The organism is Marinobacter sp. (assembly GCF_040904845.1).
Classification (GTDB): Bacteria; Pseudomonadota; Gammaproteobacteria; order Pseudomonadales; family Oleiphilaceae; genus Marinobacter.
Genome location: NZ_JBBDSR010000065.1, coordinates 43,310 through 62,830, shown reverse-complemented (window position 1 = coordinate 62,830; position 19,521 = coordinate 43,310). Strand labels below are relative to the sequence as shown.

Sequence of the window (19,521 nt, the reverse complement as noted above, 5' to 3'; positions counted from 1 at the left end):
GGAAATCTCGTTCAGGGTTAACCAAAGAACTTTTTGCCAGTCTTGGCCATTTCACGCAGCTTCTCGGTCGGGTGATACAAAGGACCAAGATCTGCAAACTTGTCTGCCAGCTCGACGAACCTGTCGACACCCATGTCGTCGATATAGCGCAGGGCACCACCACGGAACGGCGGGAAGCCAATACCGAAGATCAGGCCCATATCGGCGTCTGCCGGGTCTTCAACAATGCCGTCTTCCAGGCAGCGAACGGTCTCCAGGCACAAGGGGATCATCATACGGGCGATGATATCCTCGTCACTGAACTCGTTCTTACCCTGAACAACCGGCTCTAGCAGCTTGTAGGTCTCTTCGTCGACCACCTTGTTCTGCTTGCCCTTGCGATCCAGTTCGTACTTGTAGAAGCCCTTGTCGTTCTTCTGCCCGTAACGGTCGTTATCGAACATTACGTCAATGGCGGTAGTGCCTTCGTGCTTCATGCGGTCCGGGAAGCCATCGGCCATCACTTCGCCGGCGTGCTTGCCGGTATCCATGCCGACAACATCCAGCAGGTACGCCGGGCCCATGGGCCAGCCGAACTTTTCCATCACCTTGTCGACTTTCTGGAAGTCGGCACCGTCACGCACCAGGCCGATAAAGCCGCCAAAGTACGGGAACAGAACACGGTTCACCAGGAAGCCCGGACAATCGTTGACAACGATCGGGGTCTTGCCCATCGCCTTGGCGTAGGCAACGGTCGTCGCGATCGCACGGTCAGACGTTTTCTCGCCTCGGATAACCTCAACCAGCGGCATCATGTGCACCGGGTTGAAGAAGTGCATGCCACAAAAGTTTTCCGGACGCTTCAGGTTTTTGGCCAGAAGATCGATGGAGATCGTGGACGTGTTTGACGTCAGGATGGCATCGTCGCGCACCATCTCTTCCGTTTCACGCAGAACCGCGTCCTTCACCTTCGGGTTCTCAACAACGGCCTCAACAACCAGGTCTACGTTCTTGAAATCGCCGTAGTTCAGGGTCGGAGTAATGCTGTTGAGCACGTCGGCCATTTTGCCGGCGTCCATCTTGCCCTTATCAACGCGCTTGGCCAGAAGCTTCTTGGCTTCCTTCAGGCCCAGGGCGATGCCGTCCTGGTTGATGTCCTTCATGATAATGGGCGTGCCTTTCAGTGCAGACTGATAAGCAACACCGCCGCCCATGATACCCGCACCCAGCACAGCGGCCAGATTGACGTCATTGGCTTCTTTCTCCCAGGCGCTGGCTTTCTTTTTCAGCTTCTGGTCGTTCAGGAACAGGCCCACCAGACACGCGGCAACATTGGTCTTGGCCATCTTCGCAAAGCCCTTGGCCTCGACTTCGATCGCCTTGTCACGGGTCATGCCGGCGTGCTTCTGCATGGTCTTGATGGCTTCAACCGGCGCTGGGTAGTTCTTGCCAGCTTTGCCACCCACAAAGGCTTTTGAAATCTCAAACGCCATCATGCTTTCCATGGCGTTCAGCTTGATTTTGCCCTTCTTCTCTTCCCGACGAGCCTGGTTATCCAGCTTGCCTTCATTGCACTGATTAATGATCGAAACAGCGGCTTCTACCAGCTTGTCAGCCTCAACAACGGCATCAACCGCGCCAACCTTCAGTGCCGCATCGGCGCGATTTTCAGTGCCACCACAGATCCACTCGACTGCGTTGTCCACGCCCACCAGGCGGGACAGGCGAACGGTACCGCCGAAGCCCGGGAAGATGCCGAGCTTCACTTCCGGCAGGCCGACTTTCGCCTTCGGTGCCATGACCCGGTAATCAGTCGCCAGGCACATTTCGAAACCGCCACCCAATGCAATGCCGTTAATCGCAGTGACTGTCGGGAATGGCAGGTCTTCAATCGTGTTAAATACGTCGTTGGCCTTGAGGTTATTGGCAACGAGGTCTTCTTCGGAACCGGCAAACAGCTCGGTAAACTCGGTGATGTCCGCACCGACAATAAAGCTGTCCTTGGCACTGGTTACTACCAGCCCCTTCAGATTCTTCTGGGATTTGAGTGCGTCAGCTGCGGCGCCCAGCTCTTCAATGGTGAGACGGTTGAACTTGTTGACTGACTCGCCTTGCAAGTCAAAGCTCAACTGAGCGATCCCGCCTTCGATCTCTTTAACCGTGATGGCTTTACCTTCGTAAATCATCAACTGATCTCCAGTCTGTGTTTGGAACTGCTTGCAGACTCCTCGCCATTTCAGATATCAGCAAGCGCCTGCGGATGCAGCGAGATTTCGGTCACTGCCCGATAATCCGATTCAAAATTCATACAGTCGTTTGAATCGAGAGGGCACACGATGAGAAAAAACAGCTCGTTTGTCAATTTGTTTCTGACAGAACCGGCGCAAAAGTCTTCGTAAAACACGAAGGCCCCGGGAAAACGGATTGTGCGGAATTGTTGTTTTTCAGTGCGGTACATCCGTGTGTAAACAGGAATCCGGAACTTCGTCACGCAAATTTGTCAGTTCTTTACATTTGCCAGGGTTTCCGACAGTAAAACCGCTTGATCGGTCGGCAGAGTTACTTTACCTTCGGTTTAAGACTTTAGTCCACAATAATAAAACCCCTGTACGGAGACGACCCGATGAACGACGCTGGCTTACGCGTACGCTCACTGGTGGCAGCCCTGATTCTGCTCGCCCTCACTTCACTTTCAGCCCGCGCTGACACCAAGGACGATTTTTTGTCGGACCTGCACACGTTCCGGGTGAGCAACTACCTGGCTCTCGACGCTTACTATCGGTTCAGCGCCAATGGTGACACTGACACTCTCAATGAAATTGTTGGCAGTATCAATGACGCCAACTCTTCCATGAACGATCTTTCAGACAGCACCGCTGAAGTGCTCAGCGAGGGCGAAGTGGAAGCACTCAACCTGGAGTTCGATACCTTCAAAGATCTGATGCGGAGCAACATCAACGACGTCCGCAACACGGGCTACCCGGATCTTCGGCTGGTGTCCGATATGGCCAACCAGGCTTCTGCGATCAGTGCCATGGCCACAGAGCTTTATCTGGCTGCCCAGGAAAGCCGGGGAACAGCGACACGGCCACGGGTAGAAGCCGCCCGCTCCGCCGCCACCACCCTGGCGCAGATGATGGCGAAGTACTCTGCCCGCACCCACTCGACGGTCTCTCAGACATTTCAGGGTTCGTCATCCGACATTCCTCTGGACGAACAAGCTCTTGAATTCGACACCTTGCTGAGTGAGCTGACAGCGACCTCCAGCGAAGGCGAACTCAAAGCCACACTGGATGACGTATCGTCCAAATGGCAGTTTATTCGCAGCTCCTACATCAATTACAACGACAACAACGTATCTTTCGTGATCGACCGCTACTCAAAGGGTATCCTTCGCGGGCTGACCACCACCATTGAATTGCTTCAGAAAAACGCCTGAGCATTCGACGCCGCCAATCTCGATTATTCTGAATTCGTTGTTATGCTATAAGAGACATCTTCCGTACGCGAAGGAGCAATGCGATGCCGAGCTATCAAAAGATACTGGTTGCGATAGATCTCACTGAAGAAGCGCCACAGGTTTTGTCAAAAGCAGCCGAGGTCATCAAGGCTCATGGAGCGCAAATGCTGCTGGTCCACGTGGTTGAACCGGTAGGGTATGCCTATGGTGGGGATATTCCGATGGATCTGACCGAGCTTCAGGACCAGCTCGACAAAGCCGCCCGTGAACAGCTGGCTGCTTACGGCGAACAATATGACGTCACCGACGATCACCAGGTGGTCACGGTGGGAAGGCCCGAATCCGAGATTCACCGCCTCGCAAAAGATCACAACGTCGACCTCGTGATTGTCGGAAGCCATGGACGTAAAGGATTTCAGCTACTGCTGGGATCAACCGCAAACGGTGTCCTGCACGGCACGGAGTGTGACGTTCTGGCCATTCGCATCCACTGACCATGTTCCGTCGAGCCAGCCCTGGGGCTGGCCGCGCGCCTGGACGGCTAAGGCTCGGTGCCGCCCTCCATCTTGCTTTCGAGTTTCCGCAACTGGCTCTCCAGCGAAAAGCTCACACTGGATGCCATTGAGAAGAAATTCAGCAGCGCCTTCAGGTTGCTGTCGCCTTCACAAACGGAATGAATTCTCTGCCACAACGCCTGATTCACCAGCTGTAAGCGCTGATTGCGCTCAACCAGGCCGTTCAGATCCCAGTCTGGCTCCCGATGGTTGCGCTTGGCAAAATACTGCTGCAACAGGTAGTGGGACACACTGCGCATGATAAATTCATCGGTGCTGGCGAACGGCAGGTGGTGCACCGCCATCGGCTTTAACTCCCCCAGAACCGGGCAGCCACTGGTGGCCATTTTCAACCCCAGCAGGGATCGTAGTGCTTCTTCCAGTGCCGTGGATTTCGAATAGCTCCGGCGCTCATCGGTCACCGAAACCTCGACCTTCTGATACGCGTCTTCAGCCTGGAACTCATTGACCACAGGTAGAATCCCAATAGCGGCAGGGCAATGGGGAGAATCGGCCGGCTTTAGCGGACAATTGGCACATTGACAGTGCTCAAGGCGTGTCCATGCCGGCAACGGTGAGACCGCCTCGACAGGCTGCTCATTGACCCTGAACTCCACCTGTCGCCCATCCTGAAACTTGAAATTGTAATTAACGTTCATTGATTGGCCTGTTCTTCCAGCTCCATCCACCGCTCTATAACCTGCTCCAGACGAGATTCCTTTTCCGTCAGTGCCGCCAGAGTAGCCGAGACTTCGTTCGGTGGGCCTGAATAAAACTCCGGATCGGATATTGTCGACTTTAACGCTTCAATCTCGTTTTCCAGCCCCCCAATTCTGCCGGGTAATTCCTTAAGCTCAAGCTTAAGCTTGTAACTAAGCTTCACCGGTTTCGATTTTGGGGGTTCCGCCACAGCCTGGGTATTTTTCTTTCCGGTTTCCGCCGGCTTTCCTGACACTGGCGGCTTGCCCTGGCGCACTTTCTTGTTTTCCGACGGAAATGCCCCACCCTGGCGACGCCAATCGCTGTAACCCCCGACGTACTCTCTGACCGCACCGCTACCATCCAGGAACATCGTATCGGTGACGACATTGTCGAGAAATTCGCGGTCGTGGCTGATAACAATGACGGTTCCCTTGAACTCTACAAGTTGCGCTTCAAGCAGTTCCAGAGTTTCAACGTCAAGGTCGTTGGTGGGCTCATCCAGCACCAGAATATTAGCGGGTTTGCTGAACAGCTTGGCCAACAGCAAACGCGCACGCTCACCACCGGAGAACACGCTGACCGGAGAGCGAGCGCGCTGGGGACTGAACAGGAATTCCTGCAAATAGCCCAGCACGTGCTTACTCTGACCATTGATCTCGATAAATTCCCGGCCTTCTGACAGGTTATCCAGGGCATTGCGCTCCAGATCCAGTTCTCCCCGAAGTTGGTCAAAATACGCCACCTCGAGATTGGTGCCGAGCCGGATAGTGCCACCGGTAGGCTGCAAATCCCCCAACAGGAGTCGCACCAGGGTTGTTTTGCCGGTGCCGTTTTCCCCCACCAGGCCGATCTTGTCGCCACGCAATACGGTCAGGTTCAGGTTATTGACGACGTCAAAGCCATCCGGGTAGGAGAACTCTGCCTCCCGGGTTTCCACTACCAATTTGCCCGAGCGTGCAGCGTCCTCCACCGCGAAGCTGGCTGTGCCGCCCCTCACTCGACGCTGCCGGTGTTCCTCGCGCATGGCCTTCAACGCCCGAACACGCCCCATATTGCGCGTCCGACGCGCCTTGATACCCTGACGAATCCAGGTTTCTTCCTGTTTGAGGCGCTTGTCGAAAAGCGCGTTTTGACGCTCTTCTTCCTCGAGTGCTTTTTCCTTCAGCTCAAGGTATTTGTCGTAAGTTGCTGAAAAACTTATCAGGCTGCCACGGTCCAGCTCGACCACCCGCGTCGCCATTTTGCGAATGAAGGCCCGGTCGTGGCTGACAAACAGCATCGCCCCCCGGAATTGCCCAAGCGCCTCTTCCAGCCAGGCAATCGCCGGCACATCCAGATGGTTGGTCGGCTCATCGAGCAACAGAATATCCGGCTCCGACACCAGCGCTTTTGCCAGCAGTACCCGGCGCTGCCATCCGCCTGACAGCGTGTTCAGCCTTTGTTCCGGGTCAATCACGTACTGCGCCAGAATAGCGTTCACTTTCTGATCAAGACGCCAGCCATCCAGCGCCTCAAGACGCTCCTGAACTTTCATCAGCTCATCCAGGCTCGCCTCATCCGCTTGCTGAGACAGAGCATGAAAACGCGCCAGCACTTCCCCGGTTTCCGGAAAGGCACTGGCAACGGCTTCATAGGCGGTGCGGGTATCGTCTGCAGGAAGGTTCTGCGGAAGTACCGCCAGCACCGCGCCGTCATCGAGGCGGACAACACCCCCATCAGGCACCACCTCACCACTGACGATTTTCAGCAGTGTGGATTTTCCCTCTCCGTTTCGCCCCAGAAGGCACACTCGCTCGCCTGCTTCAACATTGAGCGAGGCCTTGTCCAGCAAAGGCTGCATACCAAAAGCCAGTGAGATGGCATCCAGCGTTAATAATGGCACGTTTCATTACTCCAAAGTTCTGTTGATAACCGGATCGCCGACGCTGATCACACCCGGTGATTGATGAATGGCATTCTTGCCGAAGATGACACCGTCATCAGTACGCCGATACTGCCCCAGCGTTCTCAGGGGTTGCAGGTCAGCCGCTTTCATTCCGGTGGCAGGATCGACGGTTGTCATGACACACCGGGAACAGGGTTTGACAAGACTGAGCTGTTGATCGCCCACCTGCAGGCTGCGCCAGTGGTCTTCTTCCCAGGGGTCTGCTCCGGCCACGACGATATTGGGGCGAAAGCGCCGCATCTCGACGGGATTGTCCAGACGTCGGTTTAGCTCATCCAGCGAGGCCTGGTTTGTCACCAGCAATGGAAACCCATCGGCAAAGCTGACTCGCCGGACATCCGTGACGCGATCGGCAGCCACCCGGCGAAAACTGTCGTCCGGCATATAAACAAACTGTACATCCGCGCCGCAAAACCGGCTGAGCGCACTTGAGGCGTCGACAGCGCCATAGGCCGCGATGGTCCAATCCTGCCATACCCGCACCCGATCGCGAATGGTGGTGGGCCGCAAACTGAATTCTCCCTCACCGGGGATGGATACCGTAACACAGTGGTTCCTGATCGCCGTGGTCACTCTGGCCAGTTCGGGCCTATTGCGCTGGGTAACGAATTGGCGGTCGGCATCAATGATCATCCACCGCCGGTCGCCCTGCGGCCCGAAATCATCGAACATAAAGGAGGACACTGAAATCCCTGCAAGGGATTTTACCGGATAGAGAAACAGGGATTGGACACGCACTATGGCTCTCCCGACGTTGCAAAAATGAGAAGTACGGGCCAGAGAGTATACCCGAGTTGTCATGGCAAGAGCGGAATTTGCGCGGACCCGAAACGAGAAAACCCGGCCGTTTTAAGGGCCGGGTTTTCGGAATCTGGAGCGGGAAACGAGATTCGAACTCGCGACCTCAACCTTGGCAAGGTTGCGCTCTACCAACTGAGCTATTCCCGCATTTCGTTGGTGGCTTGATGCCGACAACGGAGGCGTATTCTACGGATTCAAAGGCAGCCGTCAACCACTTTTTTTCGGTTTTAGGCAGCCTGTTTCAGGATCGGTCAGCTTCTGTCCGACACACGTTCGTCCGCTCTGGCCAGGCGCCCGGAATTGCAATTGAGGTAATCCGAGGACTGCAACCACCGCTGGTCAGGGTAATACTTGAAAACCAGTTGACCACCCTTCAGGTTATCCACCACCTGCCTGATAACCTGCTGGTCCACCGCCGGGCACCCATGGCTCCGACCAATACGGCCGTAGTCCCGAACCCAGCTGTCGTTCACGTAGTCCGCACCATGGATCACGATGGCTCGCTGGCGGGCAAGGTCGTTAATACCAGGTTCAAGGCCATCAAGTCGCAGCGAATACCCATGCTTACCGCGATAGGATTCACTGGCTTTGAACAATCCGATGCTGGACTGGTAACTGCCTTCAACGTTGGAAAAAACCGTGGACTCCAGATTCCCGGAGTTGCGCCCATGGGCCACCAGATCCTTGAGCACCAGTTGGCCGTTGGCCAGATCGAAAATCCACAGGCGCTCTTCACTGGAGGGCAAGGAAAAATCGATCACGGCTAGACGTTCCGGCATGTCCACGCCATTGGTGACCGCACAGGCAGACGCCGAGAGCGCATTTTTCAGTACTTCGACGCTAAGCGTTGGTGCCTCACTCGCCAAACGAGCCAGCATTGACTGGTCGAACGGCGACGCAACCGTATGCCCCCCGGGCAAGCCCAGTGCCACCGCCATGGCAAGCGCGGAGATGACACCACGGCCTGATTGTTCACATTTAAGCATTCGGCAAACCCTGTTGGTAAAGCTAAACCTATGGCCGCGGGCAGAGACCCCAGCCTGAACTCAAGTGTCCGCCATATTATCAGGGAAGTTTGCGACGACCGTCATGGCGTACAATAATCATACAATTCGCCACATAATCTGCTCTTAAACCCCCATAACCAGACAGACCATTCGCTGAACAGATGCCTCCAGAGCGGCCTGGTCCGCGGTTCGACGGTTCAGCAACTGGTCATAGTCCAGGCCCAGCACCACTTTTTCGTCTACTCGTTATTCAGAAAAGCCTGGCGGCGATTACTGACCAAAGCGGCGACCGTGTTCAAGATAGGTGGCTTCCGCCGGCGTTGAGGGGCGCTTCAACACACCATTCCGGTGGGGAAATCGCCCAAATTCCTCAACGATGGCATGGTGATCGTGGGCAGCCTTAAGAAAACTCTGCATGAAGTCTCCCAGCAATCCCCCAGTAGCGGCCGCCAACTGTTCATAGCACTCCAGTGAAAGGCGCTGGTCCTCTCGCCGCTCAGAATGTTCCAGCGGCATATAAAGAAACGCTCTTTGCACTGGCGGCAGCAGCATATCCTGCCCTTTCTCCATGGCCCGCCGCGTGAGCTGTCTGGCAGTCCGATCCTGTTCAAACGCCAGCGCGCTGCCGCGGTAGATATTTCGGGAGAACTGATCCAGCAACAGGATTTCAGCGAGTGCACCACCTGGTTGTTGTCGCCAATGGGTCAGGCCGCTCTCGGACGCGAACAACACCAATGACAAAAAACGATGACGGATTTCCTGGTCAAATCGCCGGTCCGAACGAAACCAGCGATTGCGATGAAACTGGTCCGGCAAACCCTCGTCATCCAGTTCGCCGAACCAGAAATCCAGAATGTCTTTCCAATCGAACATATCGCGGTACCCTGATCTCTGAAAAATAGGAAGTTGCCACGTCAGGCTTAACGCCTTTACTGTTACACTCTAAAAGGAGCACTGATGGCACCGCTTACAGGAGAGCCCATGCCCGAACCCCATCGTATCATTCTTCTTGCTCACGGCAGCAGCGACGCGCGATGGTGCGAGACGTTCGAGCGCCTGGCAGCGCCAACGGTCGCCTCGGTGCCAGGCGCGCGCATCGCCTACATGGAACTGGCGGATCCATCGCTTGAAGCCATGATTGAGGAGGGCGTCTGGGAAGGCAGCCGCGCTTTCAAGGTGGTACCGCTGTTCCTCGCGGCCGGTCGTCACCTGCGAAAAGACGTGCCGGCAATGATCAAGGCACTGGAAGAAGCCCACGGCGTTCACATTACGCTGACACCACCCATTGGCGAAAATCCCCAGCTTGGTGAAGCCATTCGCAAAGTGGTGGAGCAGGAACTGGCAGACTGAGCGCTGTCTTAGTACCGAATCAGGATCATGGAGCTATCCAATGAGCAAGCGCATTCTTGTCACCGGCGGTACCGGGTTTATCGGGCAGGTTCTCTGCCCACGGCTTATTGCCCTGGGCCACAGCCTGACGGTGCTGAGCCGCCAGAACGAAGTCGACGTTAGGGCGCGCTGTGGGCGCGTGGAGGCGGTTGCCAACCTGTCGCTACTCAAGGACCACCCGGGGTTTGACGCCATCATCAATCTGGCGGGTGAAGGCATCGCTGATAAACGCTGGTCAGACCAACGTAAACAGACACTCAGAGATAGCCGGATTGCCCTCACTCGCGACCTGGTCGCCGTCGCCAAAACCTGGGCGTCCCCGCCAGATGTTCTGGTGTCGGGCTCTGCCGTGGGCTTTTACGGTGACCAGGGGCAAGCCCTCGTCACCGAGGCTACCGCTCCGCACGACGAATTCACACACCGCCTGTGTCGGGATTGGGAAGCAGAAGCGCTTAAACTCGAGGGCGTTGGCGTCCGGGTCTGCCTGTCGAGAACGGGCGTGGTTGCCGGCCCCGGTGGAGGCTTCCTTCAGCGCATGGTCTTGCCCTTCCGTCTCGGGCTGGGTGGTCGTCTTGGTACCGGAAGACAATATATGCCCTGGGTCCACCGTGACGACGTGGTCGCTGCGCTGATATTCATGCTGGCGACTGAAGACGCGTCCGGTGCTTACAACGTTGTCAGCCCCAACCCGGTGACTAATCGTGAGTTTACCCGCTGCCTTGCCAGCGCGGTGCATCGCCCTGCCCTGTTTCCGGCACCGGAACCTGTTCTGAAGCTGGCGCTTGGCGAAATGTCGCGGTTGCTGCTGACCGGCCAGCAGGCAATTCCTGAAAAACTGCTGCAACAGGGCTTCCGGTTTTCCCAACCGGAGCTCCCCAACGCTCTGGAGAACTGCGTCCGGTGAAAAAGTCTTAGGCCTCAGCATTAGCGATATCCGGCGCAATTTACCAGCTCTACGATTACGACTGCGCACTCGCTGTCTTCAATGGCCTTGCGACTGAATTGAAGCAATGTCTGAATAATCCCTCATCGTAGTTTTTTTCATGAAAACTGTTTGACAGGGAAATCATCGTTACTTAATATACGCGCCACCTCGACGAGGCAAGTCAGTTAAAACGTTGCGTCCCCTTCGTCTAGTGGCCTAGGACTCCGCCCTTTCACGGCGGCAACAGGGGTTCGAACCCCCTAGGGGACGCCAATTTTTTCCGACGTCATACTTGTCCATCGTCAAACCCGCTCCAACCTGCCCAGTCACTACCCTCAGCACAATCAAACCGGAACGCCCCCACATTTCTTCCTGTTTTTCCTGTATTTGCAAGGCACTTGAAAGAAACTGCTGCTATAGTCCTCAGGGTATTTAACGTTCCGTTTCACGTTTCCTGGTGAGGGTGGCCGAAGTACGACATGCTGAAACTGTCGACGCGTCTTCAACGTTTCCGAACAGGCTCTCCCCTGTCATTCAGGTTACTTGCCTGGATACTTCTATTCAGTTCCCTATTTACGCTGATCGCATCCGCCATCCAGCTATACACTGACTACCGCCAGGACCTGCTGCAGATAGACAACCGCATGTTAGTGGTTGAGACCGGGTACTCGCCCAGCCTTTCACGGAGTTTATGGGCGCTTGATCAGACACTCCTGCAGACCCAGATGGAGGGAATACTCAGCTTACCGGACATCGCTCACCTGCGACTCAGGATTGAACCCGACTCCGAACTGGTCATGGGCGACATTCCCAGACATTCCACAACCACGTCCCACAGTTTCGAGCTCATACACCAGGGCGATGAAAAGTTCAGGCTCGGGGAACTGACCGTCACTGCGGATCTTGAGCGAGTGTATAGCGAAATGAAGCAAAAAGTAGGCTTCATTCTTGTCACCCAGTTTTTCAAGACCTTTCTGGTGTCGATACTCATCATCTGGATATTCCAGCATTTTGTCACCCGACACCTGTCCACCATGGCCAATTATGCCAGGAAGTTTTCCCTGACCAATGCCACCAACCCCTTACGGCTGGACCGACCAGATACCCCGCTGAATCAAGGCGATGAACTCGCCCAGGTGACCGACGCCATTAACCATATGCGCGAACGGCTCAACGAAGACGTAGCGCGGCAAGAGCGGGATGCCGCAGAAATACGGAAGTTTTCCAAAGCGATCGAACAAAGCCCTTCCTCGGTTCTGATCTGCGACCGGCAATGGTGCATTGAGTTTGCCAATCAAAAATTCACTCAACTGACCGGCTACGATGCCAACACCATCCTTGGCAAACACCCCGGAGCACTGTCTGACAACGCCATGGAGCACCGCGAAACACGTCACCTGTGGCAGTCCATCCGTTTGCAGGTTCAGCGGGTTGGCGTCTGGCAAGGGGAAGTCAACAGCTCCAGGCGCAACGGCGAACGTTTCTGGGAACAGCTGATCGTCACACCCATCAAAAACTCCGATGGTGAGGCAACCGGATATCTGATCCTGGGCGAGGATATCAGTATCCGTAAACGGTACGAGCAACAGCTGCTCAGACAGGCAAACTACGACATCCTCACGGGTCTTCCTAACCGCATGCTGGCCCTTGATCGTCTGAAGCTGGCTCTGGCCCAGGCTCGACGGGAAAATTCCCTGGTCGGGGTCATGTTCCTGGACCTCGATAACTTCAAGCACATCAACGATACCCTTGGTCACGATGCGGGCGATAACATGCTGATTGAGGCCGCCCGCCGCATTTCCAGCTGCCTGCGCGGCACCAGCACGGTGGCCCGCCTGGGGGGTGATGAGTTTTTGGTGATCCTGCCGGGGCTGGCCGGACTGGAAGCCACCTCTCAGGTTGCCGACCGTATTCTTACGACCTTCCAGCCGGCTTACCGGTTGAACGATCAGGAAGTCTTCGTCACCACCAGCATCGGCATCGCCATCTTCCCAACCGACTCCGACAACAGCGGCACCCTGCTCCAGCATGCCGACGCTGCGATGTATCAGGCCAAACACAAGGGCAAGAGCTCTTTTGCCCACTTCGCCCCGGAAATGACGGAGGTGTCTCACGAGCGCCTGCAAATGGAGTCCAAAATGCGCCGGGCGCTCGAGCTGAACGAATTCGAGCTCTATTTCCAGCCCATTGTGCGCACCGACTCCGGTGCGCTTTACTGTGCCGAGGCGCTTATCCGCTGGAACAATCCCAGTATGGGCATGGTAATGCCTGACCGTTTTATACCGCTGGCGGAGGAAACCGGCCTGATCATTCCCATCGGCGAGTGGGTGTTGTATGAGGCCTGCAAATGGGCTGTTCAGTGGCGGGTCATCACCGGAACCGACATCGGGGTGTCCGTCAACGTATCACCGCGCCAGTTCCGGGATCCGCACTTCACCGCCTGCGTCATGAGTGCCCTTGAGAACAGCGGCCTTGCGCCCGAACAGCTGGAGCTGGAGATCACCGAACGGTTGATTCTCGACAATACCATCGAGACGGCGGAAATCCTGAAACAGCTGGATGCCAACGGCATCCGCCTCGCGGTCGATGATTTTGGCACCGGCTACTCCGCTCTCAGCTATCTCAAGAGCTACCCCTTTGACACTCTGAAGATTGATAAATCCTTCGTACAGGATGTCATGAAAGAGCAGGAAGACGCATCACTGGTCAAAGCGATTATTAATATGGCCCACAGCCTGGGCCTGAGCGTAATCGCGGAAGGGGTGGAGGAGGAAGCCCAGACCCATTTCCTGCAACAGCATGGGTGCGACTATTCGCAAGGTTATTTCTATAGCCGCCCTCTGCCGGAGGCCGAGTTCGAAACCTGGTTACGAACCAATCATCGCGTACAAGCCTGACTGAACAAAGATGCGGCTAAGGTCCATGGACGATACGGTAGGAGCGTCAGCGTTTCTTACTTTTCATCCGGGTTTTCTTCACACGGCGGCCCGCTTTCAGGTCGTTGTCTTTCTTCACCCTCTGGCGGGGAGTAAGCCGGTCGACCTTACCCGCAAACGGGTTTTCACTGGAACGGAACTCGAACCGGATAGGCGACCCCGTCACCTTCAAAACCTTGCGGAACATATTTTCCAGGTAACGCTTATAGGAGCCCGGCAATGCTGCGGTCTGGTTACCGTGCACCACAATCACCGGCGGATTGGATCCGCCCTGGTGGGCGTAACGCAGCTTGATACGCCGACCTTGCACCATCGGCGGCTGATGCTGCGCAATCGCGTCCTGCAGAATGACAGTGAGGCGGTTCGTCGGCCACTTTGCCATGGCGGACTCGTAGCAGGCCTGCACCGACCCGTACATGACACCAACACCGGAGCCGTGTAACGCAGAGATGTAGTGTTTGTCGGCGTAATCCAGGAAATCCAGACGGCGCTGGACCTGCTCTTTCACCCGTGCGCGGTCTTCCGGGTCCATTCCATCCCATTTGTTGACCGCGATCACCAGTGAACGGCCAGCGTCCAGCACAAAGCCAATCAAATGCAGGTCCTGATCCACCAGACCTTCGCGGGCGTCTATAACCAGGATGACTACGTGGGCGTCATCAATCGCCTGTAGCGTCTTGATGATGGAAAATTTCTCCACCACTTCGCTCACGTTCTTACGCCGGCGCACGCCAGCGGTGTCGATCAGCGTGTACTGTTCGCCCTGACGTTCGTAAGGAATATAAATGCTGTCGCGGGTTGTGCCAGGCATGTCGTAGACCACGACGCGGTCCTCACCCAGCATGCGATTCACCAGAGTCGACTTCCCCACATTAGGACGCCCGACTACACCGATTCGAATACCCGGGTAACGGTCGGCGCGATCCTGTGCTTCACGCTCTTCCTCCGACGGCAAAAGAATTTCCAACATGGAGCGGATGCCGCGGTTATGGGAGGCAGCAATCAGAAACGTTGAATCAAACCCCAGGCTGTAAAAATCTGCAGCGGCAATGTCAGGGTCCTGGCCGTCGGTTTTATTGACCACCAGCTGTGCCTGCTTGCCGGACTTCCTGAGGTGATTGGCAATCTGTTCGTCGCCTGCCGTCAGGCCGGCGCGGCCATCAACCAGAAACAGAACGATATCGGCCTCTTCCACCGCCTGCAGTGACTGGCGCGCCATTTCGCCATCCAGCCCTTCTTCATCCCCGGTCAGACCACCGGTATCGATGACGATGAAACGCTGGTCTTCATAGGTGCCCTCACCGTATTTGCGGTCACGGGTAAGCCCGGGGAAATCGGCAACCAGCGCTTCGCGAGAGCGCGTCATCTGATTGAACAGGGTGGATTTACCGACATTAGGCCGGCCGACAAGGGCGATTACAGGGGTCATAGTATTCCGCTACAAAAAAAGAGTAACCGGACCCTTGTGGGCCCGGCGGTGGAAACGGTCAGTCCGTTTCCTTAAGTTCAAATACGCTCATCTTACCACTGTTGCCGAACACCAGCAGATTGCCGTTACGCATGCGCTGCGCCGGCACACGAAGGCCATCGCTATCGAACTCCAACTGCCCCTGTAGCGAGCCATCTTCCAGGGAGAGCATGTGGATGTAACCTTCGAAATCACCCACCAACAGGTAATCATCGTACACCACCGGCTGGGTGGTCTGGCGCCAGGAGAGCTTATCCTGTGTCCACAGTTCACGGCGGTCATTGCCACGGTAGGCCATAATGTCACCATTGGCAGACGACACGAAGATTTTACCATCGCCGACCATCGGAGAATTCAGGCTGGATGCCTCTCGGCTCCAGATTTCCTCACCATTGCGCAGGTTAACCAGCGCCAGTTTGCCCTGGTACCCCACCACCAGCGCTGCACTTTCAAGAATCAGCGGCTGACTGGTGACGTCAACCAAACGTTCGAGCTCTGTGCGGCCCTGCGGCTGTCCTACTTCGTACTGCCAGATCGGCTGGCCGTTCTCAACGGACAGCGCCATCAGTTTGCCATTGGAAAAGCCAGCCAGTACCAGCTCGCTGCCCACCAGAGGGGGCGCGGCTGCGCGCATCGACAGCACTGGCACCACGCCATCGTACTGCCAGGTCTGCTCGCCGGAGGCTGCGTCAAACGACAACAGTTTGCCGTCGGTGGTCTGAACCACAACGATCTCGCCATTGGACTGAGGCGTTGCAAGCACCTCGTTTGGCAAAGCCGCCTCCCAGAGTACATCACCGTTCATCCTGGAAAGCGCCATGAGCCTGGCATCGCGGGTCACCAGATAAAGCTGGTCACGATCTCCGCCCAGCCCGGCAAACACCTCTTCGTCCAGATCTTTATACCAGTCTACCTTGCCGTTTTCGGCCTGCACCGCATACACATCGCCGTTGGCCGCAGCGGCGTAGAGCACGTCCCCGGTGTTCAGCGGCGTCAGATACAGGAACTGATCACCGTGGCCATCACCAACGCCCATGGTCCAGATCTCATCAAGCTCTACCGACGAGTCAATATCCGGGACCGGGGCCGGTTCCTCAATAGGCTCTTTCGTGCTGCACCCGGCCACAACAGCAGCAAACAGCACCGCCAAAAAGACACGGCAGGCAGAAGACCGCTTAAACAACCAGGGCATCAGGCACCCCCTTGAACGCCGAGATCCGACAGTTTAAGTTCAAGAACTCCGCTGCGACCCTGCCGGCTTTGCTCGGCGGCCGCCAGGTAGGCTTCGCGGGCACCGTCACGGTCACCCTGTGCCAGAAGGATGTCGCCCCTGAGTTCGGAATAAATCGCGGTGAAGGCTTCGTTCTCGCCTGCGCCGTCCAGGGTGGCAAGCGCTTCATCGTATTGTTCGGCCGCGAACTGGGCACGCGCCAGGCGATTGCGGATCACAAAGGACAGAGCACTGCCCTCCTCTACCTTTTCCCGGGCCCAGTTCATGGATTCGATGGCCGCCTCGGGGTCTCCATCATCCATCAACTGCTGACGGGCAAGGACCAGCATGCCGTATATCGCATAGGCACTGTCTGAAAATTCTTCCTGCAGGTTGCTGGCAACGAACGCAACGGTCTCGCCACGTTCTTCATCGGCCTGGGCGCTGTAGGCGTTCAACAGGTTGGCAAACTGAGATGCCGCCTCAGCGCGTTGCTGTTGCTGATGGTTCTGCCAGGTTTGCCAGCCGAATACGATGGCCAGGGCCGCACCGATACCAATAAGAAGAGACCCGCCGTTCCTCTTCCACCAGTCCTTGATTGCCTGAACCTGTTCTTCCTCAGTGCGCATTTCAGCCATGATGACTCCTGTAATGAACGTTTTTGTCAGTATTCCGGGTTAGCCTGATCAGGCACCCAGCAAAGTGTTGAGTGTGGAAGCCAGCTCCGCGAGGGGCAACTCCTGCTGCGCTTCATCGGAACGCAGCGGCTTAAGGCCGACCGTCCCGCTATCGATTTCATTATCACCAAGAATCACCGCGTAACGTGCACCGCTACGGTCGGCCTTTTTCATCTGGCTCTTGAAACTGCCACCACCACAATGGGATACAACCACCGCGCCAGGTAGGCCCGACCGGAGAGATTCAGACAGCGACAGCGCCGCGCTAACGGCACGATCACCCATAGCCGTCACATACACATCGGCATCGTTGTTCACATGTGCGGGAACAAGATCCAGAGTTTCAAGCAGCAGAATCAAGCGCTCCAACCCCATGGCAAATCCCACCGCTACCGTCGGTTTTCCACCCAATTGCTCAACCAGCCCATCATAGCGGCCGCCGGCACACACCGTGCCCTGGGACCCGAGGCTGTCCGTGATCCACTCAAAAACCGTCTTGCCATAATAATCCAGGCCCCGCACCAGTCGCGGATTGACGGTGTACTGAATGCCCGCCGCATCCAGCAATGCCCGCAGGCGGCTGAAATGGTCCACGGATTCTTCGTCCAGATAATCATCCAGCTTGGGCGCATCAACGAGAATGGCCTGAGTATCCGGGCTTTTGCTGTCCAGGATTCTTAGCGGGTTGCTCTCAAGCCGGCGCTGACTGTCGGCATCGAGCTGATCCTGAAAGTCAGACAGGTAATTCACCAACGCGTCGCGATAGGACCCGCGGGCAGCGGCGGTACCGATGGAGTTGATTTCAAGCCGGGTGTGCGGCTCAAGCCCGAGCTCTTTCCACAAGCGCCCGGTGAGAATAAGCAGTTCGGCATCAATGTCCGGCCCGCTCATTCCGAAACACTCGACCCCGATCTGGTGAAACTGGCGATAACGGCCTTTTTGCGGGCGCTCATGACGAAACATCGGGCCGGTATACCAGAGCCGTTGGGTCTGGTTGAACAGCAGCCCATGTTCCTCAGCCGCACGCACGCACCCCGCAGTACCTTCCGGGCGCAGGGTCAGGCTATCGCCGTTGCGGTCATCGAAGGTGTACATTTCTTTTTCGACGATATCGGTTACTTCCCCGATAGAGCGCTTGAACAGGTCCGTCTGTTCCACGATGGGCATCCGGATTTCCCGGTAACCGTAACCGGAAAGCACTTTACGAATTTTTCCTTCAACAAACTGCCAGACGGGCGTCTGCTCCGGCAGGATATCGTTCATCCCGCGAATTGCCTGAATCTTAGCCAAGTTAAACCCTTAATCTCGAATCATTGGTTGGACAGTGACCGCTTATTCGCCGGACCGGGCAATGATGGAATCTTCCTGTTCCTTGCGGCGGGCGACCTCTTCCCGGATCAGGCGCTCCAAGTCATCGGTCAGTGTCGCGTTATCCAGTTTCTGGTTTGGTTTCCCGTGCATGTAGAACAGGTTTTTTGGGCTACCGCCGGTCAGGCCGATGTCTGCCACTTTGGCCTCGCCGGGGCCGTTAACGATGCATCCGATGATGGCCACATCCATGGCTGAATTCACGTCTTCAAGGCGGGCTTCCAGATCGTTCATGGTCTGGATCACGTCGAAGTTCTGGCGCGAACAGCTCGGGCAGGCAATGAAGTTGATGCCTCGGCTGCGCAGACGAAGGCTCTTGAGGATGTCAAAGCCAACTTTAATCTCCTGAACCGGGTCGGCTGCCAGCGACACGCGAATCGTATCGCCGATACCGTCCATCAGCAGCATACCCAGGCCAATAGACGACTTTACCGTGCCGGAACGGAACCCGCCCGCCTCGGTAATTCCGAGGTGAAGGGGTTGCTCAATCTGCGCGGCAATTTTGCGGTAAGCCGCCACGGTCATAAACACTTCAGACGCCTTGAGGCTGACTTTAAAATCCTGGAAGTCATGACGATCCAGGATATCGATATGGCGCATCGCGGATTCAACCAGCGCCTCCGGCGTGGGTTCGCCGTATTTGCGCTGCAGTTCTTTTTCCAGCGAGCCGGCGTTTACCCCGATACGGATCGGAATGTTGCGGTCCCGCGCGGCGCTGATCACCGCACTGACGCGATCCTCGCGGCCGATATTCCCCGGATTGATGCGCAGGCAATCGACACCCAGCTCGGCGACCCGCAAGGCAATCTTGTGGTCAAAGTGGATATCCGCAACCAACGGTATGGAGACCTTCGATCGGATCTTCCCGAAGGCTTCGGCCGCTTCCATGCTCGGCACGGAAACCCGCACAATGTCGGCACCCGCTTCTTGCAGCGCTTCAATCTGGCCCACGGTCGCGTTCACATCGCAGGTGTTTGTGTTGGTCATGCTCTGCACCGCAATCGGTGCGTCACCGCCAACGGGTACGTCTCCCACCATGATCTGGCGGGATTTACGTCTTATGATCGGAGATTCCTGTTTCATCTGGTGCTGACCAAAAA

At 56.3% G+C, this 19,521-nt stretch carries 16 protein-coding genes and 2 tRNA genes; 6 read left to right on the top strand and 12 right to left on the bottom strand.

The features are described from left to right. Positions 1–17: 17 nt before the first annotated feature. Positions 18–2,165, bottom strand: coding sequence for a fatty acid oxidation complex subunit alpha FadB (gene fadB / locus WD429_RS08250; RefSeq protein WP_368421697.1), 2,148 nt, complete (start codon positions 2,163–2,165; stop codon positions 18–20). Positions 2,166–2,602: 437 nt separating this feature from the next. Between fadB and WD429_RS08245 the strand changes: the two genes are divergently transcribed. Together WD429_RS08245 and WD429_RS08240 are read left to right on the top strand one after the other, a co-directional pair. Next, a complete protein-coding gene (locus WD429_RS08245; RefSeq protein ID WP_368421696.1) occupies positions 2,603–3,418 on the top strand; it encodes a hypothetical protein in 816 nt (271 codons plus the stop codon). Positions 3,419–3,501: 83 nt separating this feature from the next. Next, positions 3,502–3,933 carry a universal stress protein gene (locus tag WD429_RS08240; RefSeq protein ID WP_368421695.1) on the top strand — a complete coding sequence of 144 codons (432 nt, stop codon included), beginning with the start codon at positions 3,502–3,504 and terminating at the stop codon, positions 3,931–3,933. A gap of 47 nt (positions 3,934–3,980) precedes the next feature. On the opposite strand, the gene WD429_RS08235 is transcribed toward WD429_RS08240, so the two are convergent. The 6 genes from WD429_RS08235 to WD429_RS08210 all read right to left on the bottom strand — a co-directional run bounded on the left by WD429_RS08235 (position 3,981) and on the right by WD429_RS08210 (position 9,321). Beyond that, positions 3,981–4,652 carry a hypothetical protein gene (locus WD429_RS08235; protein ID WP_368421694.1) on the bottom strand — a complete coding sequence of 224 codons (672 nt, stop codon included), beginning with the start codon at positions 4,650–4,652 and terminating at the stop codon, positions 3,981–3,983. Continuing rightward, positions 4,649–6,577 (bottom strand): ATP-binding cassette domain-containing protein, encoded by a 1,929-nt coding sequence (locus WD429_RS08230; RefSeq protein WP_368421693.1) that lies wholly within the window; start codon positions 6,575–6,577, stop codon positions 4,649–4,651. The genes WD429_RS08235 and WD429_RS08230 overlap by 4 nt, the downstream gene beginning before the upstream one ends. A gap of 6 nt (positions 6,578–6,583) precedes the next feature. After that, entirely contained in the window at positions 6,584–7,378 is a 795-nt protein-coding gene (locus tag WD429_RS08225) for an MOSC domain-containing protein (RefSeq protein ID WP_368421692.1), read from the bottom strand. 134 nt (positions 7,379–7,512) lie between these two features. Continuing rightward, positions 7,513–7,588, bottom strand: a tRNA-Gly gene (locus tag WD429_RS08220). Between the two features lie 104 nt (positions 7,589–7,692). Further along, on the bottom strand, positions 7,693–8,379 hold the full coding sequence (locus WD429_RS08215; RefSeq protein WP_368421741.1) for a murein L,D-transpeptidase catalytic domain family protein: 687 nt from the start codon (positions 8,377–8,379) through the stop codon (positions 7,693–7,695). Between the two features lie 339 nt (positions 8,380–8,718). Next, entirely contained in the window at positions 8,719–9,321 is a 603-nt protein-coding gene (locus WD429_RS08210; RefSeq protein ID WP_368421691.1) for a DUF924 family protein, read from the bottom strand. An 84-nt stretch (positions 9,322–9,405) separates the two neighbouring features. Here WD429_RS08210 and WD429_RS08205 point away from each other — a divergent pair, with 84 nt between their 5' ends. From WD429_RS08205 to WD429_RS08190, 4 genes are all read left to right on the top strand, one after another. Next, entirely contained in the window at positions 9,406–9,798 is a 393-nt protein-coding gene (locus WD429_RS08205) for a sirohydrochlorin chelatase (RefSeq protein ID WP_368421690.1), read from the top strand. Between the two features lie 40 nt (positions 9,799–9,838). Further along, complete coding sequence (locus WD429_RS08200; RefSeq protein WP_368421689.1) at positions 9,839–10,741, top strand: TIGR01777 family oxidoreductase; 903 nt, start codon at positions 9,839–9,841, stop codon at positions 10,739–10,741. A 218-nt stretch (positions 10,742–10,959) separates the two neighbouring features. After that, positions 10,960–11,035: transfer RNA gene (locus WD429_RS08195), tRNA-Glu, on the top strand. Positions 11,036–11,241: 206 nt separating this feature from the next. Continuing rightward, the gene (locus tag WD429_RS08190) at positions 11,242–13,659 is read left to right on the top strand and encodes an EAL domain-containing protein (RefSeq protein WP_368421688.1); all 2,418 of its coding nucleotides are present in this window, start codon (positions 11,242–11,244) and stop codon (positions 13,657–13,659) included. A gap of 46 nt (positions 13,660–13,705) precedes the next feature. On the opposite strand, the gene der is transcribed toward WD429_RS08190, so the two are convergent. Genes der through ispG form a run of 5 tightly spaced genes read right to left on the bottom strand, consistent with a single transcriptional unit; the run spans position 13,706 to position 19,504 of the window. Then, complete coding sequence (gene der, locus WD429_RS08185; protein WP_368421687.1) at positions 13,706–15,127, bottom strand: ribosome biogenesis GTPase Der; 1,422 nt, start codon at positions 15,125–15,127, stop codon at positions 13,706–13,708. 58 nt (positions 15,128–15,185) lie between these two features. Next, a complete protein-coding gene (gene bamB, locus WD429_RS08180; protein WP_368421686.1) occupies positions 15,186–16,358 on the bottom strand; it encodes an outer membrane protein assembly factor BamB in 1,173 nt (390 codons plus the stop codon). Next, positions 16,358–17,014, bottom strand: a complete 657-nt coding sequence (locus WD429_RS08175; RefSeq protein WP_368421685.1) for a YfgM family protein — start codon at positions 17,012–17,014, stop codon at positions 16,358–16,360. Before WD429_RS08175 ends, bamB begins: the two co-directional genes overlap by 1 nt. A gap of 48 nt (positions 17,015–17,062) precedes the next feature. After that, positions 17,063–18,343, bottom strand: a complete 1,281-nt coding sequence (gene hisS, locus WD429_RS08170; protein ID WP_368421684.1) for a histidine--tRNA ligase — start codon at positions 18,341–18,343, stop codon at positions 17,063–17,065. A 42-nt stretch (positions 18,344–18,385) separates the two neighbouring features. Continuing rightward, the gene (gene ispG, locus WD429_RS08165) at positions 18,386–19,504 is read right to left on the bottom strand and encodes a flavodoxin-dependent (E)-4-hydroxy-3-methylbut-2-enyl-diphosphate synthase (protein ID WP_368421683.1); all 1,119 of its coding nucleotides are present in this window, start codon (positions 19,502–19,504) and stop codon (positions 18,386–18,388) included. Between the last annotated feature and the right edge of the window lie 17 nt (positions 19,505–19,521).